Raw genomic sequence first — 20,615 nt, forward strand, 5'->3', positions numbered from 1 at the left:
GTGAGATTTAATAAAACTTTTCAGTCTTCTATTATTAGAACCACAGTTCTGCCAGCAGTTCCATTGATTGTTTTCTCTTTTCAGGATCGTAAGCATAAGTCACAATAATCAGCTCATCCGCTCCTGTTTCCTCCGTAAATTCTTCAAGTCTTTTACGGACTGTTTCAGGTGAGCCGACAGCTTTAATACTGAACATCGATTCCATCATTTTTCTTTGTTCTGCTGAGCCTAATTCTTCAGGGTCTACAGGCGGCTGAAGTTTACGCTGCTGACCGGTCTGCATATCCATCATCATCTGTATTGTTGTCGTCCATATTTTCTCCGCCTCTTCATCAGTCGGTGCTACAACGACATTGATCCCCGCCATAACGTATGGTTTATCTATTTGGGCAGTCGGTGCCTCTGTTGAGAATGATGAACGGTACATATCAATTTTTTGTGTATAGTCATCAGGCGTAAAGTGTGTGGCAATAGAGTAGGGCAGTCCGAGCTGGCCGGCAATTGATGCGCCGTTCATGCTTGAACCCAACACCCAGATTGGGATATTCGTGCCTGTACCCACCGTAGAAGTCACAGGTACGCTGTGGCCCAGTCCTTCGTCGCTGAACCAGCCCATGAGGTCATAAATAGAATTTGCAAAGTTTTGAGCGTCGCTGCTTGTGCGTGTAATCAGCTGGGATGTTCTTTGATCGGTACCCGGGGCACGTCCAAGTCCTAAATCAATTCTGTCCGGATGCATTTGAGCAATCGTACCGAAGCTCTCTGCCACCTGCAGCGGCGAATGGTTCGGCAGCATGATACCGCCAGAGCCGACACGAATATTTTTTGTACGTGCTGCAGCCATCTGAATCAGCTGGGATGTTGCAGCAGATGCGAGGCTCTTTGTATTATGATGCTCGGCAAACCACAGTCTCTTAAATCCAAGCTTATCAATCAGCTCGGCATTTTCCATCGATGCTTCAATCGCTTCCCTGATTGTCTGGTTGTCAGAAATGCCCACCAGTTCAAGGACATTTAATGGTATATGTTTTGTCATTTAAATGAGTACTCCTTTATGTATCTTATTAAGTTCTGATGTAATGTTTTTCATTACAATGAGATACTCTCATCATAAAACACCCCGGAACATAAAGATAATGAACTGTTTCAAATCATTTCATCCCGTATTTTTCAAATTAAAAACATCCAACCCATTTTGGTCAGATGTTTTTTGTTCTTCGGTATTAATAAGAAATTCAGATGAAGCAGCGGGAATTTCATAAATACTGAGCTGCTCCTCAGTCACAGGATGGATTTCCGAAGTTGCTCCTTTTCTTTCTTCAAGATTATCTACTGCCATAAAAATAAATACAAGCAGCAATGTGATACTGATCAACATCAAAATGAAAAGGATTATTACAGTCATTTTAGATTTGTTCATGTTTTTCATAAAAATATCTCCCAATCTGTTTGTTACAATTCTCCGTATCAGTTTACTATAAAGTTTCAACGGCTTAAACAACTATTGATGTATTAGGGTTCTCTATCAGATTAAAAAGGGAAATCTGTTTCTTTTTAATAATGTCACGGTTAAAGTTAAATAGAGTGTATAGTTCTATATCATCTAATTTTAAATAAAGTTTCAGGAAAGGGGAAGTATAATGAGTTCAAATAAATTTACAGACGCGTTTTCTCTGCGTTCAATAATTTCCCTGCTGACTTTAATAGCGTTCATCGGCCTGTTAATCTGGTTGAGTTTTAATGTCAATGTCCCGGAACCCGAGGTCCTGAAAGAGATAATTCAAGGATACGGCTGGGCCGGGTGGCTGATTTTCATCGTTATTACAGCCCTGATTGCGATAACTCCAATTCCTGTCACCATACCAGCGTTCGTCGCAGGGTCACTATACGGCGTCATAGCCGGCAGTCTGTTTTCTTTTGTGGGCGTATTAGCCGGTTCCTGGATCGGATACTGGTTGGCCCGGTTTACCGGTCAGGATCTGACATTCAAAATCCTTGGCCGTCACGGTCCGACTGTTAAAGAGTTTCTCGGGAATGCAGGTTTTCTGACAATGTGTACAGCCAGACTGATGCCGGGTCTGCCATACTGGCCGGTCAATTACGGTGCAGGTGCCCTCGGTGTCAGTCAGCATACCTTTTTATCAGCAACATTTGTTGCTTCTATACCGGGACAGGTATCGCTCGTTGCCCTTGGCGCTTTCGCAGTCAATCAGTCGATCTTTAACGGAATTATACTTATCACTTCCTGGATTACGGTGCTCGTATCCACCATCGTCTCATACCGTTATTGGCGAAACACACATAAGAGAAATCAGTAATTATGTATGACAGCAATCTGGTTTATTTTCACTTATTTCGCATAGAAAGACATCGTAATAAAATAATCATTCATTCTTACTCCGATTATATTAAAAAAGCCGCGATTTCCATCATTGGACGGAAATCGTGGCTTTCGTACTTTTTCAGTGGCCACATAGCGGACCACTCCATCTTTAATTTATATTCCATTCAACCTTTATTATTGTGCAGCATTTACTTCTTCAGGTGTGTCGTCTGCAGGAGCTTCCTCTACTGGAGTGTCATCTGCAGGAGTATCGTCCTCTTCTGGAGCGTCGTCCTCTTCTGGAGCATCGTCCTCTTCTGGAGTGTCGTCCTCTTCTGGAGCATCGTCCTCTTCTGGAGTGTCGTCTTCTTCTGGAGCGTCGTCCTCTTCTGGAGCAACTTCATTTAACAGCTCTTGCGTATCAAGTACAAGTGTCGCTGTCGCATCGATACTGCTGTCAACTTCTACAACTTCGGGTGCATCATCGTCATATTTATTTGTAACTGCTGCCAACTGGTTGGTAGATGCGTTAATGCCCCCAAGTAACGATTCCAACTCTGATTGGTATGCTTCATATTGTTCAGATGTTAATGTTTCAACACTCTCAAGCTCAGAGGAAAGGATATTTACCTCATTTTCCACTGATTGAATCTTACGAATTACCGGGCTCAGGCGGTGTTCCAAACCGGGACCATTCTGTTGAGAAACTTGGGCATTTGAATTCACTTGTCCGTTAATATTTGCGTTCGGGCTCGCTGCCTCTGCTTCTCCTGTCGCGGATACTGCCAGTCCAAGTGCTAAAGATGAAACTGTAAGTCTCATAAGTGATCTTCTCATCTTCATAATATATTCCTCCTTGAGTATTGTGCTGGTGTTGCATGGATTGTCTACCCGGCAGCCAGGAATTTATTCTTCATTTTAGAATAATTAATACAATTGCAAAACAATCGTAAAGTTATCGGAATATTCTTAACTTTAAATTATTAATCATAATTTTCAAATGTATCAGTTCATGATGCGGTTGATTTACTATGTATGGTTTGAAGATACTCTATATAGATATTATGAAGATATTGGATTCAATGCTTTTGAAGCGTATGATAATTATCTTTAGAAAAGATGGTTGATATGAAGATTCCATAGGTCCCGGTGTCTGTGTTTAATCAGAATTTGAAACGAAGTGATTGTGACTGTAAAATAGGGCGGTCACATACTTCTGTTAATATCGAGAGGTCTCAATGAAGGTTCACCAGAACATCAAAAAAAGACCGGAAATATCCGGTCTTTTTGTTTAATAATCTATTGAAAAATTATGCTGAATACCTTGAGGTTACTGATCAGTTGCTTTCAGCACTTGAAAATTTCGCATCCAGTGAAAATTTAGATGTATCGGCAAGAATCAGATACACAGCCATAGCAAACAATGCTAGATCAAGTTCATAACCTGCTCCCGCGCCATCTCCAAGAAATCCTCCCTGCAGTTTTGCAGTGAATATTGCTCCGACTAAAAGTATTGCCATTAATACAGACACAATTTTAGTACCAAGACCGAGTATCAATGCAATGCCACCAATAACTTCCACAACAGCAACAATATATGCTAGAAATCCAGGCAGTCCGATCATATCAAACCATGCTGCTGTGTTTGACAGGCCACCCTGAAACTTCACAAGACCGTGTAAGAGAAATGTTAAACCTAATACCACTCTTAAAATAACCTTACCTACTTCTTGTTTCATTCTAATAAATCCTCCTATGACTACTTTATGTAACTGAGTTTATATTAGCAACCTGTTATTGTTAAGTAAGTATTTAAAGTTTTTTATACAATATACATACTTCGGATGATTTTCCTGAGTTTTGTGGAAGAAGAAAGTCATATACTCCTTAAAATAAAGCAGTAGAAAACACACTGAAGGCGTCATCAACTCAAGGTGATGGAAAAGATGGGGTAGATTGGGAGGGCTCGTTAAAAGTCAAAGTGGTTTCGTATAGAGAATTTGGCCGGCCCGGTGCCAAGGGTTAAAACGTTAGCTAAAGATATAACAGGGTATTTTGAAACAAGTCATAAAGCTGTAAATGTAAAGAGATGATTCACTTCCGTTTATCTGAATGTAGTATCATTAAAAAAACGCATCATTTATGATACGCTTCGGCATATCGCTTTACGATGCGGTTTTTACAAAAAGGAATGAAAATAAATTTACAGAATTTTTACGATTAAAATTCAGATTTTCAAGTTTTTTAAAAAAATTATAGGCTATACTTAAATATAAGTATAAATTTACAAGGAGGTAATGATGAGAACATTTATTCTTATGGCACTTTTTATCATACTTACCGCGTGCAGCACAACGGAAGAAAGCCCAGATGAATCAAATCAAAAAATAGAGGATACAGAGGAAGGTACTGAGGACAAATCAACAGAAGCAGAGGCTACTTCAGATGAAGATCCGGATGAATCAAATACTAACTCTGAAGAAAATGAAACGACAGAAGAAGAGACAGCATTAAATGAATCAGAAGATATTGAGATAGAGATTTCTTTAGAATCTGTTCTTGAGGAAGAACAAGGAACAATGATAAACGCCTCAAGGCAGGAAATTGAAGATGAGCTAACATCATTCATTGAAGATAATAATGGTGATGTCACAGATGAGATGGTCTATGAGAAATTACTGGAAATGTTAGGTGGTCACCCTGACATGCTGGAAGGAATTAAGTACTTTCAAGACTTCTCTGCTGAGTTAGTTGATTTAACTGACCAGCCCGGAGGCTTAAAGGTTGAGGATGGTGAGTTGTCGCTTAGAAACAATGTCTATATTTTAATGGATAACAGTGGCAGCATGGCTGATGAAATAGATGGACAGACTAAGATGGACGCGGCAAAAGAATCAGTGAATCAATTTGTTGAAGATATGCCAAATGGTACTCAAGTAAGTCTGATTAACTATGGCTTCAGTAAAGACAGCGATGAGGAAAGTGATTCATGTTCTGCAGTTGAAGAGACCTTCCCAATTGGTGAATATGAAGAGAATGAATTTAATGAAGCTCTAAATCAATATGGTAGTGAAGGTTTCACACCCTTAGCACTTGCGATTGAAGAAGTAGGTAAGGTAATTGAGAATAGTGAATCTACTGGTAGTCATACAATTTACGTTGTCAGCGATGGACAGGAGACTTGTAATGGAGATCCTGTGGCAGCTGTCCAAGACCTTCCAGAAGATGAGAATATCGAAACAGTTCTAAATATCATTGGTTTTGACATTCAAGACGATGAAGTGCAATCATTAGTGGATATTACAGAAGCTAATGGTGGAGAGTACTTGTCAGCAACAAATCCAGATGAATTATCCAGAATATTAAAACGTGAGAAACTAAACTTATTTAATAAGTACCGTGATTGGTCAAATGAGAATCTTAAAAATATAACTCAAGCAAGTAACGACCAGCATCTTGATCGAACTGGGGTGGTTAATGCAGCAAATACAGCGAACCGTCAGACAGATAATAGCATTGATGGTGTCTTAAATGATGTATCGATGAATAGTTCACAAGAGTTCCGCTACCCTAAAGCCAGAGAATGGGCAGAAGAGAGATACCTGATTGTTAGAGACTTCTTAAGTGAGAACTATGAAGACGCTGGAGATGATATTGATTCAGAGAAAGAAAAACTCCGTGATTCTGTGAACCAGGAGTTTGATGAAATTGAAAGTGATTATAAGGAAGATATTGAAGAATAATTGAAGTTTCCCTTGAGCTAGAACTATCCGGTTTTCCCGGATAGTTCTATTTTTTGTAAGGGCATATTCATCATGAATATATTTAATGTGTTCTATTTATGGTAATTCTCATCGTATCGTCTTTTTATTAGAATGGTCGAGTTAAGGGTATGCAGTCTATACATGTTAAAATAGTAATTTAAGGCTGCACAATTCGTTAAGCTTGTATTTAAGTAAATATATGTACGCAAAACTTTTCTTTTGTTATAGATTCAAAGTAATATAATAGTACTCTAATGAATGAGAATCATATAAGGATGATTTTATGAAACCCAGGATTATTATTCTACTTAATTCCATAGACGTAAATAAGGGCGGGCTTACGCACGCATCTCTGAGGCAGGCCAGTACTTTTGCTGATGCCGGCTATGATACCCAGATACTGACATTCCACTATGAACCACGTTTCCCGATAATCTGTAAAAAGCTCAAAGAAATGGGTAAGGTCAGCGAAAAAGTTGTTATACGTAATATGTTTGAGGAACTGGCATTATACACTGATAAAGATAAGGTTAATATCCGTAAATTGAAAGTAAACCTTTCCGATTATGAAAAAAGCTATGCCATAACCCAGAGGAAGAACTACAATGCTTATAGACTATACAACAATGGGATATATGAAAAATATATCGCTCTTCGGGATGATAACACTCTCGATTTCATAGACTACTTCAATGAAAACCGCTACAGGATGAGACGAGAGAATTATAACTATTACGGTCAGGTAAGCAGAGTACAGTATTTCAGCTATGAAGACAACAAGTTCAAGCAGCAAGTGTTCTTTGACAAAAGAGGAAAGGCCATCTTTAGTTTCTGGCGCGAGTCTTCCACTGGGAAAATTAGCCGGGTTATCCATTTCGGTTCAAATAATGAAGTCATCAGTGAAACAACTGGCAACACTGTGCCCCATAAACTCTACTGGTTAAAAAGTGTATTGAACGAATCGAAGTCAAGAGTAATGGCCATTTCTGATACACGCAGCACCGACGAACTGCTTGTTAAACTGAAACATTCATACACAACAAAAGCACTGCGTATGCACAGCAACCACCTTAAAAATCCAGATAATCCTGATTCCGAACTGAATAAACGAAACGGCTTTGCAATAGAAAATATACAAAGTGTCGATGCACTTATCGTTCTTACAGAAAAACAGAAACATGATATAGTCAGCCGTTATGGACATGAAGACAAAGTTTATGTGATTCCAAACTATTATGATCCGAATGTCTCTAAAATCAAAGGATTAAAATCTATTTTTACCACTGTAAAGCAAAACAGCAGTCAAAGTGAAAGAGACATGTCTAAAGTTGTCATCGTATCAAGATTTTCAGGAATCAAAAATATAGACCATATCATCCAGGCATTCAAAAAAGTCATCGCGGAAGTACCGGAAGCTAAATTAGAAATTTGGGGCTCGGGGGATAAAGAAAAAGAATATGCAGGCATGATAGAATCATTGGAGCTCGATGATAACGTGCTGATTAAGGGATATACTCAGAATCCAGGAAAAATATACCAAAGCGGTGCTTTATCCGTCCTGACTTCCAACGCTGAAGGTTTCTCCCTTGCGGTCATGGAAAGCATGGCAAATAAAACACCAGTCGTCAGTTATAATATAAGGTATGGCCCATCTGACATGATTGAAGATGGTGTAAATGGTTTTCTCATAGAAAAAAATGACATAGAAGCATTATCAGAAAGAATCATACAAATGCTGAAAAACCCTGAAAAAACAAGAGATATGGGCAATGAAGCAGATAAAACAATACAAACGAAATTTAGCAAAGAAATCTATCAGAAACTATGGTTTTCTCTCGCAGATAAACTGCTTTAAGGATTAGAAAGGAACAATAATCATGAATAACCTAATTTCCGTAATCACTCCAGCAGAAAAAAATGAAAAATATATAAATACTGCTTTAGAATCATTAAAAAACCAGAAATACACAAATTTTGAAGTACTGGTACTCCACTCGGATATAGATGCATTGAAAAGAGTCGTTAATGATGAATACCTGGATGATGACAGATACAGATTTATTAATACTCCCGCAGATATTTATGTAGGTGCTGCACGCAATATCGGTATTGAAGAAGCAAAAGGCGATTATGTATACTTCCTCGACAGCGACGATTATGTATCCGAAAACATACTGCAGCTGCTGCATGATAATATCGGAGAATTTCCGATAATACGGGGGAGAATGAAATCGACGGATTTCAGCACCAGCTTTGCCATCGTACTGCCTGGTACAAATGAAATAAAAATGTATTCAGACAAAAGACACGACTTACTCAGAACAGAGTCAGCAATTAACTACCTGATTTCAAAAAAATTCATAGACAGCATGAATCTAAGGTTTTCCGAACAATTCAAAACTTATTCTGATCTTACATTCATGATTCCATTAATGGAAGAAGTTGAGGTAATACCTTATTCTTACGAAGCAATCTATTTCAGAAGAAGAGGAAACGACCCAATTAATAACCCCTCTCTTAGACAGTCTTCCCTAAAACAGCTCGCACCTGATCTCTTTGGTGTCTATAACCAGCTGAGAACAGATGATTTGAGTGAGGAAGGACAAAAATATCTGGATGACAAACTCCTGAACTTCTATAGAAAACGTTTGGTGACCGAATTTAAAGCTGATGCCACCATCGATTATTATTTTTCCGGCCTTGTGGAAAGTATAAATAAAATTGACCCGGATCGACTGAGTAACAAAGATTTTATCCTGAAAAATGATGTCAAAGCAATAAAATCAAACAAGATAAACAACTTCCGGAAACTAAGCAATTTCAACCATTTTCTGAGAGACATTAAAAATGGTATTACTTCCAGGAAAGGCCGAAAAGAATTACTTTATAAACGTGTATTTAATAACTTAGATATCAAAGATAATCTTGTTCTTTTTGAAAGTTTCCAGGGTAAAGCTTATTCTGACAGTCCTAAATATATCTATGAATACATGCTTAAGAACAAAAGTAACTATAAATTCGTATGGGTTATGAACGAGTCGTACAAGATACCAGGAAACCCTGAAACTGTTAAACGATTCTCACTCAAATATTATTACTATCTTGCAAGAGCAAAATATATCGTCAGCAATGTAAGAATGCCAAACAAATACATCAAAAGGGAAGAACAATCATATCTCCAGACTTGGCATGGTACGCCGCTTAAAAGACTTGCCGGCGACATGGACGATGTCCATATGCCAGGTACCAATGCTGAACGGTATAAGAAAAACTTTAACCATGAAACTGATAAATGGGACTATTTGATTGCACCTAACCAGTATTCTGCTGAAATCTTCAGAAGAGCGTTTTGGTTCAATAACACAATGCTTCCAACCGGGTATCCAAGAAATGATATTTTAACAAACCATAATGATAAAGAAACCATCAACGGACTGAAAAGAATAAACCAGATACCAACTAATAAGAAAGTCATTCTATACGCACCTACATGGCGCGATGATGAATATTTCAAAGTTGGGAAGTACAAATTCAATCTGAAACTCGATCTTCACAGGATGAAAGAACAATTTGGAGATGAGTACATCGTCCTGCTCAGAATGCATTACCTTGTTGCCTCCAACATCGACTTAACAGGCTTAGAAGATTTTGCATACGATGTTTCAAAATACAGTGATGTCAGTGAACTGTACTTGATGTCTGATATTCTCATCACTGACTATTCATCAGTATTCTTTGATTATGCCAACCTGAAACGTCCGATATTGTTCTTTACTTATGACATTAAAAAATATCAGGGACAACTGCGCGGTTTTTACATCGACATGGAGACGGAACTGCCAGGCCCATTGCTCATGAACAATGATGACATAATGAATGCGATTGAAAATATCGATGAAGTTACTGAGAAATACAAAGAGCGGTATAACGAATTTTATGAAAGATTCTGCAGCTGGGATGATGGAAGATCATCAGAAAAAGTTGTTGATGCAGTATTCGAAAAATAAACACTTAGAAAAGACGGGGCTAATTTAGATTAGCCCCGTCTTTTTGCTACAGTATTCAACAAGAGTCATCTCATCTACAATCCTAACTCTTGCTGTGTTAATTAAAATCGCATTTTCTTATTAGTTTAAATTCTACAAATATTGTTCCTGCTTTATCGTTTAGCATAGGTGCATGCTCGGACTAATAATGTATATCAGCGTGATTAATGTTTCTCTACATTCATTTCCTGTATGATAAAAATAAATACAGTTTTAATTTAGAGAGGAAGGTAATTGATGAACTACAAAGAAAAATGGGATATGGAGAGTATATTTCCTGGTGGAAGTGGATCTGAAGCTTTCCAAAAACGATTATCAGAAGTAAGAGATAGTATTACAGCTTTTTCTCACGAACTCGATAATTGGGAGCTGGACGAACATTCAAATGATTTTACGTCACTGAAAGGAATCTTACAAAACTATGAAAAAATTTCAAACGCGCTTGGTGAGATGGGGAGTTTTGCGAATGGTTTAGTATCTGCAGATGTTACCGATCAAAAAGCAATGCAGAATTTAAATGCGGTTGCGAACTTACGTAAAGACCTCTCATCACAGAATATTATTTTAAATAAAAAGATCAGTGCACTGACTGAAGATCAATTTAGCAAGCTGTTAGAGGAAGATTTCTTTAAACCGATGCATTTCCCGTTAGAAGAAATACGACAAAAAGAAAAAGATTTACTATCAACTCAAGAAGAAACAATCATCAATCATTTGTCACTAGACGGCTTACAGGGCTGGAATAATATGTACAATCAACTCGTCGCTTCTATTCAAATTCCGGTAACTGAAGATAATGAAACCGTTTATTATTCAGCTGGTCAATTTGAAAACAAGATGAAGTCAGAAGAAAATCCAAAACATCGTGAAAAACTTTTAAAAACTTGGGAAGAAACATGGAAGAAAAAAGCTGATTTATTCTCTACAACGCTAAATCATTTATCAGGATTCCGTTTAAACGACTATGAACTTCACGACTATAAAGATTATATGAAAGTACCACTAGACTACAACCGTATGGAAGAAGAAACACTCGATACGATGTGGGATACTATTACAAAAAATAAAGCACCTTTCAAAAAGTACTTTGAACGAAAGGCGCAACTAATTGGTGTTGATCAATTAGGATGGCTTGATGTTACAGCAAGTGTTGACGTAGGTGATTATACGAACAAGCGGTATACTTACAATGAAGCAGCAACGTTTATTATCGATAACTTTAAATCATTCAGTCCAAAAATGGCAGAGATGGCACATCGAGCTTTTGAAGAGCAGTGGATTGAAGCGGAAGATCGTCCAGGAAAACGTCCTGGTGGATACTGTTCAAATCTTCCTGAATCTAAACAGTCACGTATTTTTATGACGTTTGCCGGTAGCACAAGCAACGTGTCAACACTCGCACATGAACTCGGACACGCATTCCATAGTTATGTCCTGCGTGATTTACCACTATTTAACCAACGTTACGCAATGAACGTTGCAGAAACAGCTTCTACATTTGCAGAACTTGTCGTTTCAAACGCAACGATTGAAAATGCAAGATCCAATGCAGAAAAAATCAACTTACTAGATGAAAAAATTGCTAGAAGTGCGACTTTTATGATGAATATCCATGCACGCTATATCTTTGAACGCAATTTATATAATGAACGCCAACAAGGAACTGTAGACAGCAACAGACTGCAAGAACTGATGGAAGAAGCACAGAAAGAAGCCTATCAAGATGCACTTCGTTCATACCATCCAATGTTCTGGGCAACAAAGTTACATTTTCATATTACAGGTGTACCATTCTATAACTTCCCCTATACATTTGGATACTTTTTCAGCTTAGGTATATACAACCGTTTCTTAGAAGACGAAACGTTACTTGAAGATGACTATATTGCACTTCTTCGCGATACTGCGAGCATGACTACTGAAGACCTTGCTGAAAAGCACTTAAATGTTGACCTGAGAAAACCAGACTTCTGGCAGGAAGCACTGGATTCAGTGCATAAAGATATTGAAGAATTTTTAGAGCTAACAGAATCATATGTTTAATTTATAAATGATAAGCCCATCTATAAGCTGACACCATGAATTTAAAAAATAGTTTTAGATAACTTCTAAGGTTTGAGTTCGGTAGAATACCGAGCTCAAATCTTATATATATCATGATAATATTATTAAATAGTTATATTTTATCTATTTATGATAATTTTCATTCCTCAATATCTTATTCACTCTGAACAGCTGCTCCAGCATCATCACTTTCATCATCTGATGCGGGTAGGTGAGGGTGCCAAAACTGATTTCCTGATTGCTTCGCTTTTTCACCGTATTTCCGATACCGTTACTCCCGCCGATCACAAACACGACATCACTTTTCCCCGTATTCATCCAGCGCTGATATTCCTGCGCCAGTTTTTCACTCGTATACTGCTTGCCGTGTATTTCCAAAGTCACGACATGCTGCGTATCTTTTATTTTCGATAAAATTCTCTCTGCTTCTTTATCTTTGATCTGCTCCAGATCTTTCGCTCCCGCATTATTCGGTTCTTTCTCATCCGCGACTTCTATCAGCTCTATTTTTGCATATTTACTTATTCTCTTTTTATATTCCTTAACTGCTTCCAGCCAGTATTTTTCTTTCAGTTTTCCTACTGTAATCATTGTCAGTTTCATCTGTTTCACCCTTACTTTTGAAGTATTATTTCCAATTATACAGAACTGTGGACAAATTCGTATAATTACTGCAATTTTATTAGTTATACACCAGTTATCCACAGGCTGTTGATAACTTTTTAATCATAAACCGCACCATTATCCCCTTTTTTCACTCTGATTTCTGCATAATTCATGTATTTTCCCACAATCCACACACTTATCAACGGTTTCATCCAACTTATACACATCTTATCACCAAACCTGTGGATAACTTGTTTAAAACCACAAAAATAGACCAAATTGCGATGATTTTCCCACAATTTGGTCTTCTTATTAAAGCTGATATATTTCCGTCGGAACTGCCTTATCTGTATCGCATATCATTATATCGTTGTGCGTATCGATGTCGTACTGATTCAGAATCTGTTCAACACTCATACGTGCCAGCTCTTTAATGTTATTATCCAGACTTAAATGTCCTAAATAAATACGTTTTGTATTGCCCGTTATAACGTCTTTCATCGCATGTGCTGCATCTTCGTTTGATACGTGACCGACGTCAGAAAGTATTCTCTGCTTCGTATTCCACGGATATCTTCCCATACGGAGCATATCCACGTCGTGGTTCGATTCAAACAGAAACACATCACTTTCCTTGATAATACCCTTCATCGTGTCTGAGACGTATCCTGTATCCGTTATAAGCGATATTTTCTTGCTGTCTTTCGTGAATGTATAGAACTGCGGATCTATCGCATCGTGCGATACGTTAAATGACTGGACGTTCAAACCGAGTATTTCTTTTTCTTCAAGCGGATTGAAGTGGAATTTCTGGTCCGTGTTGATAATGATATCTTTACGCTCAATAGCATTCCATGTCTTCTCATTGGCATAAATAGGTATATCGTATTTCTTGGCAATCACTTTTAAGCCTTTAATATGGTCTACATGCTCATGTGTAATGAAAATCGCATTTATATCCTGGAGTGATTTACCTATTTGATTGAGCGTTTCATCAGTTTTCTTACATGACAGCCCGACGTCTACAAGTACACTTCCTTTTTCTGTTTCAATGAATGTACTGTTGCCTGTTGAGCCGCTTGCTAATACGCTCATCTTCATTCCGTTCACTCTCTTTCAATAATATCTTCTGTCTGACTCAGTGCATCGACATACAGTATACGTTCAATGTCCTCATCAGTAATTTCAAACTGCCATTTCGGACGCATCATCACCCGGTCGTTTTCTTCCAAAATGATGTAGTAGCCGAGCTTCGCGCTTTCTATTACTGCGTTATCAGTAATATTGCCCTGCAGATAAAGTTCTTCCACTATGATTTTCGGATGGCGCACATGCTGTTCCACAGCATAGTCGCTTTTCTCGATATTCTCTACATAACCCTGAGTCACTGTTGCTGATTCTTCGCTGAAGTACAGCCGTGCTGCTTCGTGGCTGAATATCGGATATCCATCATAATACTGATTAAATGTTATCGTATCCGGCTGACTCATTACTTCATCATAATGGTATTCGCCGCCTCTGTAAATTGAATTGTCTTTGTAAGTCTTTAAGCCTTCCGGTGCAAAAGTCACCGGCTCTTCAATCGGCAGTGTCAGCACCATTTCTTCTTCGGACATATCGTCTTCGTGATCAAGTTCCTCGGGTTCACCGATAATAATCTTCATTTTCACATTTTCAAAACCGTCGAGAGCACCCGTATCAATATTCGTTTCCGACAGTGCATTCGTCGTATCCGACAACTCCCTGACTTCATCGTTTGATTCGTTATACAAAATATACACAAGCACCGCATTCATCAGCAGGAAGGCTGCTATAAAAAGGGATTTAGCTAATCTCCAATCCATCAGGACAGTCCTCCTTCGTTGAATTTCATCCAGACACCGTCATATTTCACGTACCATTGAGGCGTGTAATCGATAAATTCGACATCCGTTTGATCGTCAGCATAAGTCATATCATAACCGAGTACAATCTTCGATACTTTCTGCAGATCGAACTTATCGTGCAGCGCAATCTGGTAGCGGACTGTTTCAATATCCAGCAGTTCCACTTCTTCTTCATCCGATACTTTCGCATTCGTACGGATCAGCGGGCGCGTATATTCATAAACCGCATTTCTGCCGTACTTCACAGTAATTGCACTGCTCAGTCCTTCACTGAAAATAACGCGTCCATTTAAAGTAGAGCGGAATGTTGCTGCATTTTCTCCAGCATCGTAATCGAACAGTACGTTGCTGGTCGACAGTCCGTTATGCGAGTTCAGGAAGTAGTATATATCCTGAATCGTCTGGTGATTATTACCGCTTGATGCGCTCGATTCATTCAGATTCGTATAATTGTACTGATACGTCTCCGAATTGTATGTTGCGATATGGTTCTCATCTTCGTAAATAGCCACATCACCTGATGACGGGCTTTCTTCCGGCGAATTCAAAAACAGTATACGGTTCAAAACATCAGCATTTACCTGACTGATCATGAAGCGCTCCGTTCTGCTCGAGCCCGGTGATGACGGACCATAAATTGCCGTCTTATTGTTCGATGTCCGCTGATTGGTAATAATCGGCGTGTATGCTTCAAAGATGTCGCTGTACGATTCGACGTGTCCTTTCAGGAAGTCTGCAGTAATACTCGTTTCAACGACTGCAACTCTCGAACGGTTTTCATCGATTAAGTTAAAGACAACATTTCCTTCCTTCATATCCACCACAATGCGGTCGAAAGTAAAGTCCGGGAGTGTCGGTTCGTGAGACAGTCCGAGCATCATAAACAGTGACTTCGAAGGGACGTCCGAGTAATAATCGATTAAGAGGAATTCCTCATCATTACTCTCTTCACCCCTGACATCCAGCCTGTTCAGATTGTTGTAGACGTTCATACTGACAACACTTGAACCGTCGAGATGCTCACGGATCCCGATTAATGCCCGTGGATCCGTCGTGCCTCTCGTATTGTTCTCACCCTGTATCCAGACCATCTGGTACGTACTCATCACCTGTTCGAACGACACGCGTTCTCCCTGACTGATGTTCGTCGTGCCTTCGATTGTCGTATCGATCTGGGAGAACTCAGGCTCATAGCTCCAGACGAGGTAGGTGAGTATCGCACTCGAAGCGACAATAGCGATTAACAGGATGGATTTAAACCATTCTTTATACATCCCACTCATCCTCCTCTATCACTTCACACGGTAAGTTGATAAAGATAGTTGTCCCTTCATTTTCTACGCTGTTCGCCCAGATTTTACCATTATGCGCTTCGATAATTTCCTTGGAAATCGCAAGTCCGAGACCGGTACCGCCCATCTTACGTGCACGGCCTTTATCCACGCGGTAAAAGCGGTCAAAAATACGGTCAACTTTATTATTCGGTATGCCGAGCCCGTAGTCTTTAATACGGATAGTCATACGATTGTACAATGTGTTTTGTTTTAAATGAATATCAACGCGTTTCGGATCTCCGTGCTGATATTTAATTGCATTCGACAGGACGTTATCCAGCACCTGACCCATTTTATCCACAGAAATATCAGTGAACAGGGGAGCGTCCGGAATGTGACGTGTAAACACAACCTCGTCCTTATGCGTCATTTCAAAACGGTCGATAATACGGTTAATGAAGAGCTTGAAATCCACGACTTCTTTTTGAATTTCTTCCGCATCGTTATCCATACGTGACAGCTGCAGCAGATCCTCAACTAAACGGCCCATGCGGTCCGTCTCTGCACGGGTAACGCTTAAGAACTTCGGCGCAATCTCTTCATCCTGCCATGCACCTTCTTGCAGCGCTTCAATATAACTCCGCATCGACGTCAGCGGAGTACGCAGCTCGTGCGATACGTTCGCAACGAACTCACGGCGTTCCGCATCGATTCTTTCCTGTTCTGTAACGTCATGCAGTACAGCGATATAACCGTTGATAAATCCGGTGTCTGTAACGATAGTGGAGAAGTTCACACGTAACGTCGTTCTTTCATCTGCAGTATCGATAAAGATTAAATGGCTGTCGTTTGCTTCCTGAATAATGTCTTCAAGGTTCAGCTCTTCACCGAGACGCAGCAGTTCCAGCATGTTTTTACCGTGCAGTTCGTCCGACTGCAGATCGAGGTTCAGCATACCGACCGCCATTTCGTTGACGATGCGGATACGTCCTTTTCTGTCAGTCGCAATGATTCCGTCCGACATGTGGGTAATTACCGAATCGAGACGTTTTTTCTCACTTTCAGTATTGGCCTGGGCTTCCTGCACTCTTTTTGACAGAATGTTGAAGCTGCCTGCCAGCTGACCGATTTCATCATCGCTGTAGATCTGTACACGCGATGTATAGTCACCTTCAGACATCAGAAGCGCCTGGTTTCTCATATCCGTAATCGGCTTCGTAATCGTTCGCGCGACAAAGATACCGAGTATACTCGTAATCACTAATGAGAACAGCGTTGCGATAATAAATGTATTATTAATCGCTTCAAGCTGCATGTATATACTTTCGACATTTGACTCAACGTAAATAACACCAGCCACTTCATCATTTACTACGACCGGCTGGTTCATTATCCATACTCGCTGATTGTCTTTGTCGACGTTAACAAAAATTTCATCGTTTGCAATACCGGACTCCAGTGCGTCCTGTGACATTGGTTCATTAATGCGTGAACCGACGAGCGATTCATTCGAAATTCTGCTCGTGCCGACGAGAATATTATCCGCGTTAATATAACGGATCTCGTCTATTTCAGGACGGTTGCCGTAATCAGCCAGCAGATTTTGAATCTCTGCTCTCATCTGTTCACGGTCATCACCCGTTTCCTGAAAAATCTCCTGAATACGTGTATCGATCAGAGTGACCTGGGAATCGATATTATTTTTAAAGTTCCCCGTTAAATCCCGCTCCAGACTGTTCGTAAAGTAAAGTCCGATAATCTGCATACCGATAATAATCAGCAGCATGTATATCATGACCAGCTTAAACTGGAGCGACTGCAGGTTTTTTAAAAACTGCTTCATCTAGTCATCACCTTTAATAAAATACCCGACGCCGCGGCGTGTCATGATGTACTCCGGATGACTTGGATCATCTTCGATTTTTTCCCTCAGGCGTCGTACAGTAACATCGACTGTACGCACATCACCAAAGTAGTCATAGCCCCATACAGTTTCAAGCAGATGCTCGCGCGTCATTACCTGCGATTTGTGTTTAGCCAGGTACAGGAACAGCTCAAACTCGCGATGTGTCAAATCGATATCTTTACCGAACTTTTTAATCGCGTAAGAGTCGGGGATAACAGTAATATCCCTGATATATATATTTTTATCTTCCGGCTCGTCTTCTTTCGTACTTACCGTATTATTGCGTCTTAAATTCACTTTCACACGTGCGATTAATTCGCGCGTTGAGAAAGGTTTTGTTACATAATCATCTGCACCAAGTTCAAGACCCAGCACTTTATCTATTTCGGAATCTTTGGCAGTAAGCATAATAATCGGCATATCGTGTTTCTTACGAACTTCACGGCATACTTCCATACCGTCGATGCCCGGCAGCATAATGTCCAGCAGAACAAGATCCGGCACTATGTCCAGTATCAGGTCCAGTGCATCATTACCGTCGTAGGCACAGTGAACTTCGTAACCTTCTTTTTCTAAATTAAACTCGAGTATATCTGCAATTGGTTTTTCATCATCAACAACAACTATTTTCTTGGCCATTTAGATGTCCCTCATTTCGCGTGTACATATTTTGTACATAAACTTATCCATCTTTAAATGTATCACTTTTTGGACAAATAAAAAAGTCTGCCAGCATAAATGCTGGAGACTTTATCAGACGGTCCCGACGGGAATCGAACCCGCGATCTCCTGCGTGACAGGCAGGCATGTTAACCGCTACACCACGGGACCAGTTTATATACAATTGTAATGCTGAAAAGAAAAGTGACCCGTACGGGACTCGAACCCGTGTTACCGCCGTGAAAGGGCGGTGTCTTAACCGCTTGACCAACGGGCCATAATGACTAATATGCGTTTTGCACAAGATTTATTATAACATGATTGTGAATTTGAATACAAGACTTTTTTGCAATATTTGTCTGGTATGCAGAATTATGGGGAGTAGGGTGATCATTGCGGAGAAACACGCGCTTGCTCGGGAATGAGAGGCGCTCATTGCGGAGGAAACGCGCTTATCCGGGAATGAGGGGCGCTCATTGCGGACAAAACGCGCTTGCCCATGAATGAGGGGCGCTCATTGCGGAGAAACACGCGCTTATCCGGGAATGAGCAGCGTTCATTGCGGAGAAAAACGCGCTTGCCCGGGAATGAGAGGCGCTCATTGCGGACAAAACGCGCTTGCCCATGAATGAGGGGCGCTCATTGCGGAGAAAACGTGCTTGCTCGGGAATGACAACCGCTCATTGCGGACAAAACGCACTGACCCGACAAAAAAACACCGGACATCAAAAATGTCCGGTGTTCCAATTGCCTCATGCAATAATATTATTTTCCGTTCCAGAAATTCTTCAGCAGGTTTGTCTGGTTTCTGTCCGGTCCGACTGAGAAGATCGATGCTTTCACACCGCACAGCTTCTCAATTTCACGCAGGTAGTTATATGCGTTTTCCGGAAGTTCTTCGAGTGTTTTAACACCTGTGATGTCTTCTGACCAGCCGGGCATTTCTTTATAGATTGGCTTCGCGCGTTTTAAGTCTTCCAGCGTCGCCGGGTACTCTGTAATTTCCTTGCCGTCGATTTCATAAGCTGTACAGATTTTAACTGTTTTCAGTCCGCTCATTACATCGATTGAGTTCAGTGACAGGTCCGTAATTCCGCTTACGCGTCTTGAGTGGCGGACTACAACTGAGTCAAACCAGCCGACACGTCTCGGCCGGCCTGTTGTCGTACCGTATTCGCGGCCGACTTCACGGATATGGTGACCGTCTTCGTCAAACAGTTCAGTAGGGAACGGGCCGTCTCCAACGCGTGATGTATATGCTTTACATACACCTACAACGTTTTTAACGTGTGACGGGCCGACACCGCAGCCGACAGTAACGTTTCCGGCTACCGGGTTGCTCGATGTAACGAACGGGTATGTTCCGTGGTCAACGTCCAGCATAACGCCCTGAGCGCCTTCAAACAGTACATTTTCGCCTGCTGTAAATGCATCATCCAGAAGTTTCGCAGTATCACACACATATGGTGCAAGACGTTCTGCAGCTGCTTTATACGGCTCGTAGATTTCATCGAATGTAAATCTTTCGTGATCGTATAATGCTTTCAGCATGTGATTTTTCAGTTTAAGGTTTTCTTCCAGACGTTCTCTGAACACTTTATCGTCAATAAGATCAGCCATGCGGATACCGATGCGCTGAACTTTGTCCACGTACGATGGACCGATTCCGCGTTTCGTCGTGCCGATTTTGTTATCGCCGCGTGCTTCTTCTTCGAGCTCATCCTGCGTAATGTGGTACGGCAGAATAACCTGTGCACGATTTGAAATGCGTAGGTTGTCCACTCTGATACCGCGTTCAAGCAGTCCGTCCAGCTCTTTGATCAGTGATAATGGGTCAACAACGACTCCGTTACCGATTAAAGAAAGTTTATCATCGTAGAAAATACCTGATGGTACGAGGTGTAATTTATATGTTTCCCCGCCGAATTGAATCGTATGACCTGCGTTGTTTCCACCTGAAAATCGTGCAATAACGTGTGCATCTTCCGAGAGGAAGTCTGTAATTTTACCTTTACCTTCGTCTCCCCATTGTGTTCCAACAACTACTGTTCCAGACATATGATTGCCCCCAAATGATTGATTAATT

At 40.3% G+C, this 20,615-nt stretch carries 16 protein-coding genes and 2 tRNA genes; 5 read left to right on the plus strand and 13 right to left on the minus strand.

Going from position 1 to position 20,615, the window contains the following annotated elements:
* Positions 1 to 34 precede the first annotated feature (34 nt).
* Positions 35 to 1,036, minus strand: coding sequence for an LLM class flavin-dependent oxidoreductase (locus RZ44_RS07750; protein WP_035810132.1), 1,002 nt, complete (start codon positions 1,034 to 1,036; stop codon positions 35 to 37).
* A 120-nt stretch (positions 1,037 to 1,156) separates the two neighbouring features.
* Positions 1,157 to 1,429: a hypothetical protein gene (locus tag RZ44_RS07755; RefSeq protein WP_035810133.1), complete on the minus strand. Its 273-nt coding sequence runs from the start codon at positions 1,427 to 1,429 to the stop codon at positions 1,157 to 1,159.
* Between the two features lie 211 nt (positions 1,430 to 1,640).
* On the opposite strand from RZ44_RS07755, the gene RZ44_RS07760 reads away from it, so the two are divergent.
* A complete protein-coding gene (locus RZ44_RS07760; RefSeq protein WP_035810135.1) occupies positions 1,641 to 2,318 on the plus strand; it encodes a TVP38/TMEM64 family protein in 678 nt (225 codons plus the stop codon).
* A 200-nt stretch (positions 2,319 to 2,518) separates the two neighbouring features.
* Here the strand turns inward: RZ44_RS07760 and RZ44_RS11320 are convergent, their stop codons facing one another.
* Together RZ44_RS11320 and RZ44_RS07770 are read right to left on the minus strand one after the other, a co-directional pair.
* Positions 2,519 to 3,145: a hypothetical protein gene (locus RZ44_RS11320; protein WP_171816120.1), complete on the minus strand. Its 627-nt coding sequence runs from the start codon at positions 3,143 to 3,145 to the stop codon at positions 2,519 to 2,521.
* 515 nt (positions 3,146 to 3,660) lie between these two features.
* On the minus strand, positions 3,661 to 4,062 hold the full coding sequence (locus tag RZ44_RS07770) for a DoxX family protein (RefSeq protein ID WP_035810138.1): 402 nt from the start codon (positions 4,060 to 4,062) through the stop codon (positions 3,661 to 3,663).
* 561 nt (positions 4,063 to 4,623) lie between these two features.
* On the opposite strand from RZ44_RS07770, the gene RZ44_RS07775 reads away from it, so the two are divergent.
* The 4 genes from RZ44_RS07775 to RZ44_RS07790 all read left to right on the plus strand — a co-directional run bounded on the left by RZ44_RS07775 (position 4,624) and on the right by RZ44_RS07790 (position 12,176).
* Positions 4,624 to 6,066 carry a vWA domain-containing protein gene (locus tag RZ44_RS07775; RefSeq protein WP_035810139.1) on the plus strand — a complete coding sequence of 481 codons (1,443 nt, stop codon included), beginning with the start codon at positions 4,624 to 4,626 and terminating at the stop codon, positions 6,064 to 6,066.
* 304 nt (positions 6,067 to 6,370) lie between these two features.
* On the plus strand, positions 6,371 to 7,942 hold the full coding sequence (locus tag RZ44_RS07780; protein WP_035810147.1) for a glycosyltransferase: 1,572 nt from the start codon (positions 6,371 to 6,373) through the stop codon (positions 7,940 to 7,942).
* Positions 7,943 to 7,964: 22 nt separating this feature from the next.
* On the plus strand, positions 7,965 to 10,094 hold the full coding sequence (locus RZ44_RS07785; RefSeq protein WP_035810148.1) for a bifunctional glycosyltransferase/CDP-glycerol:glycerophosphate glycerophosphotransferase: 2,130 nt from the start codon (positions 7,965 to 7,967) through the stop codon (positions 10,092 to 10,094).
* A gap of 276 nt (positions 10,095 to 10,370) precedes the next feature.
* The gene (locus tag RZ44_RS07790; protein ID WP_035810150.1) at positions 10,371 to 12,176 is read left to right on the plus strand and encodes a M3 family oligoendopeptidase; all 1,806 of its coding nucleotides are present in this window, start codon (positions 10,371 to 10,373) and stop codon (positions 12,174 to 12,176) included.
* A 144-nt stretch (positions 12,177 to 12,320) separates the two neighbouring features.
* Here RZ44_RS07790 and rlmH read toward each other — a convergent pair whose 3' ends face one another.
* The 9 genes from rlmH to RZ44_RS07835 form a co-directional block, all read right to left on the minus strand.
* On the minus strand, positions 12,321 to 12,800 hold the full coding sequence (gene rlmH, locus RZ44_RS07795; protein WP_035810151.1) for a 23S rRNA (pseudouridine(1915)-N(3))-methyltransferase RlmH: 480 nt from the start codon (positions 12,798 to 12,800) through the stop codon (positions 12,321 to 12,323).
* A 315-nt stretch (positions 12,801 to 13,115) separates the two neighbouring features.
* A complete protein-coding gene (locus tag RZ44_RS07800) occupies positions 13,116 to 13,904 on the minus strand; it encodes an MBL fold metallo-hydrolase (protein ID WP_035810152.1) in 789 nt (262 codons plus the stop codon).
* Positions 13,905 to 13,909: 5 nt separating this feature from the next.
* Complete coding sequence (gene yycI, locus RZ44_RS07805) at positions 13,910 to 14,647, minus strand: two-component system regulatory protein YycI (protein WP_035810154.1); 738 nt, start codon at positions 14,645 to 14,647, stop codon at positions 13,910 to 13,912.
* The gene (locus RZ44_RS07810; RefSeq protein ID WP_035810156.1) at positions 14,647 to 15,963 is read right to left on the minus strand and encodes a YycH family regulatory protein; all 1,317 of its coding nucleotides are present in this window, start codon (positions 15,961 to 15,963) and stop codon (positions 14,647 to 14,649) included. Before RZ44_RS07810 ends, yycI begins: the two co-directional genes overlap by 1 nt.
* Positions 15,956 to 17,806 (minus strand): cell wall metabolism sensor histidine kinase WalK, encoded by a 1,851-nt coding sequence (walK, locus tag RZ44_RS07815; RefSeq protein WP_035810158.1) that lies wholly within the window; start codon positions 17,804 to 17,806, stop codon positions 15,956 to 15,958. The genes RZ44_RS07810 and walK overlap by 8 nt, the downstream gene beginning before the upstream one ends.
* Positions 17,807 to 18,508 carry a response regulator YycF gene (yycF, locus tag RZ44_RS07820; RefSeq protein WP_035810160.1) on the minus strand — a complete coding sequence of 234 codons (702 nt, stop codon included), beginning with the start codon at positions 18,506 to 18,508 and terminating at the stop codon, positions 17,807 to 17,809.
* Between the two features lie 119 nt (positions 18,509 to 18,627).
* Positions 18,628 to 18,700 (minus strand) — tRNA-Asp (locus tag RZ44_RS07825).
* Between the two features lie 34 nt (positions 18,701 to 18,734).
* Positions 18,735 to 18,806 (minus strand) — tRNA-Glu (locus RZ44_RS07830).
* Positions 18,807 to 19,294: 488 nt separating this feature from the next.
* Complete coding sequence (locus RZ44_RS07835) at positions 19,295 to 20,587, minus strand: adenylosuccinate synthase (protein ID WP_035810162.1); 1,293 nt, start codon at positions 20,585 to 20,587, stop codon at positions 19,295 to 19,297.
* Positions 20,588 to 20,615 lie beyond the last annotated feature (28 nt).

This window comes from Jeotgalicoccus saudimassiliensis (assembly GCF_000756715.1).
GTDB classification, from domain to species: domain Bacteria; phylum Bacillota; class Bacilli; order Staphylococcales; family Salinicoccaceae; genus Jeotgalicoccus; species Jeotgalicoccus saudimassiliensis.

Bases quoted from the DNA above. Each gene is read 5' to 3' on its own strand.
- RZ44_RS07790 (WP_035810150.1), top strand. From the start codon at position 10,371: ATGAACTACAAAGAAAAATGGGATATGGAGAGTATATTTCCTGGTGGA.
- RZ44_RS07775 (WP_035810139.1), top strand. From the start codon at position 4,624: ATGAGAACATTTATTCTTATGGCACTTTTTATCATACTTACCGCGTGC.
- RZ44_RS07750 (WP_035810132.1), bottom strand. From the start codon at position 1,036: ATGACAAAACATATACCATTAAATGTCCTTGAACTGGTGGGCATTTCT.
- RZ44_RS07755 (WP_035810133.1), bottom strand. From the start codon at position 1,429: ATGAAAAACATGAACAAATCTAAAATGACTGTAATAATCCTTTTCATT.
- rlmH (WP_035810151.1), bottom strand. From the start codon at position 12,800: ATGAAACTGACAATGATTACAGTAGGAAAACTGAAAGAAAAATACTGG.
- RZ44_RS07785 (WP_035810148.1), top strand. From the start codon at position 7,965: ATGAATAACCTAATTTCCGTAATCACTCCAGCAGAAAAAAATGAAAAA.
- RZ44_RS07800 (WP_035810152.1), bottom strand. From the start codon at position 13,904: ATGAAGATGAGCGTATTAGCAAGCGGCTCAACAGGCAACAGTACATTC.
- RZ44_RS07780 (WP_035810147.1), top strand. From the start codon at position 6,371: ATGAAACCCAGGATTATTATTCTACTTAATTCCATAGACGTAAATAAG.
- RZ44_RS07760 (WP_035810135.1), top strand. From the start codon at position 1,641: ATGAGTTCAAATAAATTTACAGACGCGTTTTCTCTGCGTTCAATAATT.
- RZ44_RS07835 (WP_035810162.1), bottom strand. From the start codon at position 20,587: ATGTCTGGAACAGTAGTTGTTGGAACACAATGGGGAGACGAAGGTAAA.
- RZ44_RS11320 (WP_171816120.1), bottom strand. From the start codon at position 3,145: ATGAGACTTACAGTTTCATCTTTAGCACTTGGACTGGCAGTATCCGCG.
- RZ44_RS07770 (WP_035810138.1), bottom strand. From the start codon at position 4,062: ATGAAACAAGAAGTAGGTAAGGTTATTTTAAGAGTGGTATTAGGTTTA.
- RZ44_RS07810 (WP_035810156.1), bottom strand. From the start codon at position 15,963: ATGTATAAAGAATGGTTTAAATCCATCCTGTTAATCGCTATTGTCGCT.
- yycI (WP_035810154.1), bottom strand. From the start codon at position 14,647: ATGGATTGGAGATTAGCTAAATCCCTTTTTATAGCAGCCTTCCTGCTG.
- yycF (WP_035810160.1), bottom strand. From the start codon at position 18,508: ATGGCCAAGAAAATAGTTGTTGTTGATGATGAAAAACCAATTGCAGAT.
- walK (WP_035810158.1), bottom strand. From the start codon at position 17,806: ATGAAGCAGTTTTTAAAAAACCTGCAGTCGCTCCAGTTTAAGCTGGTC.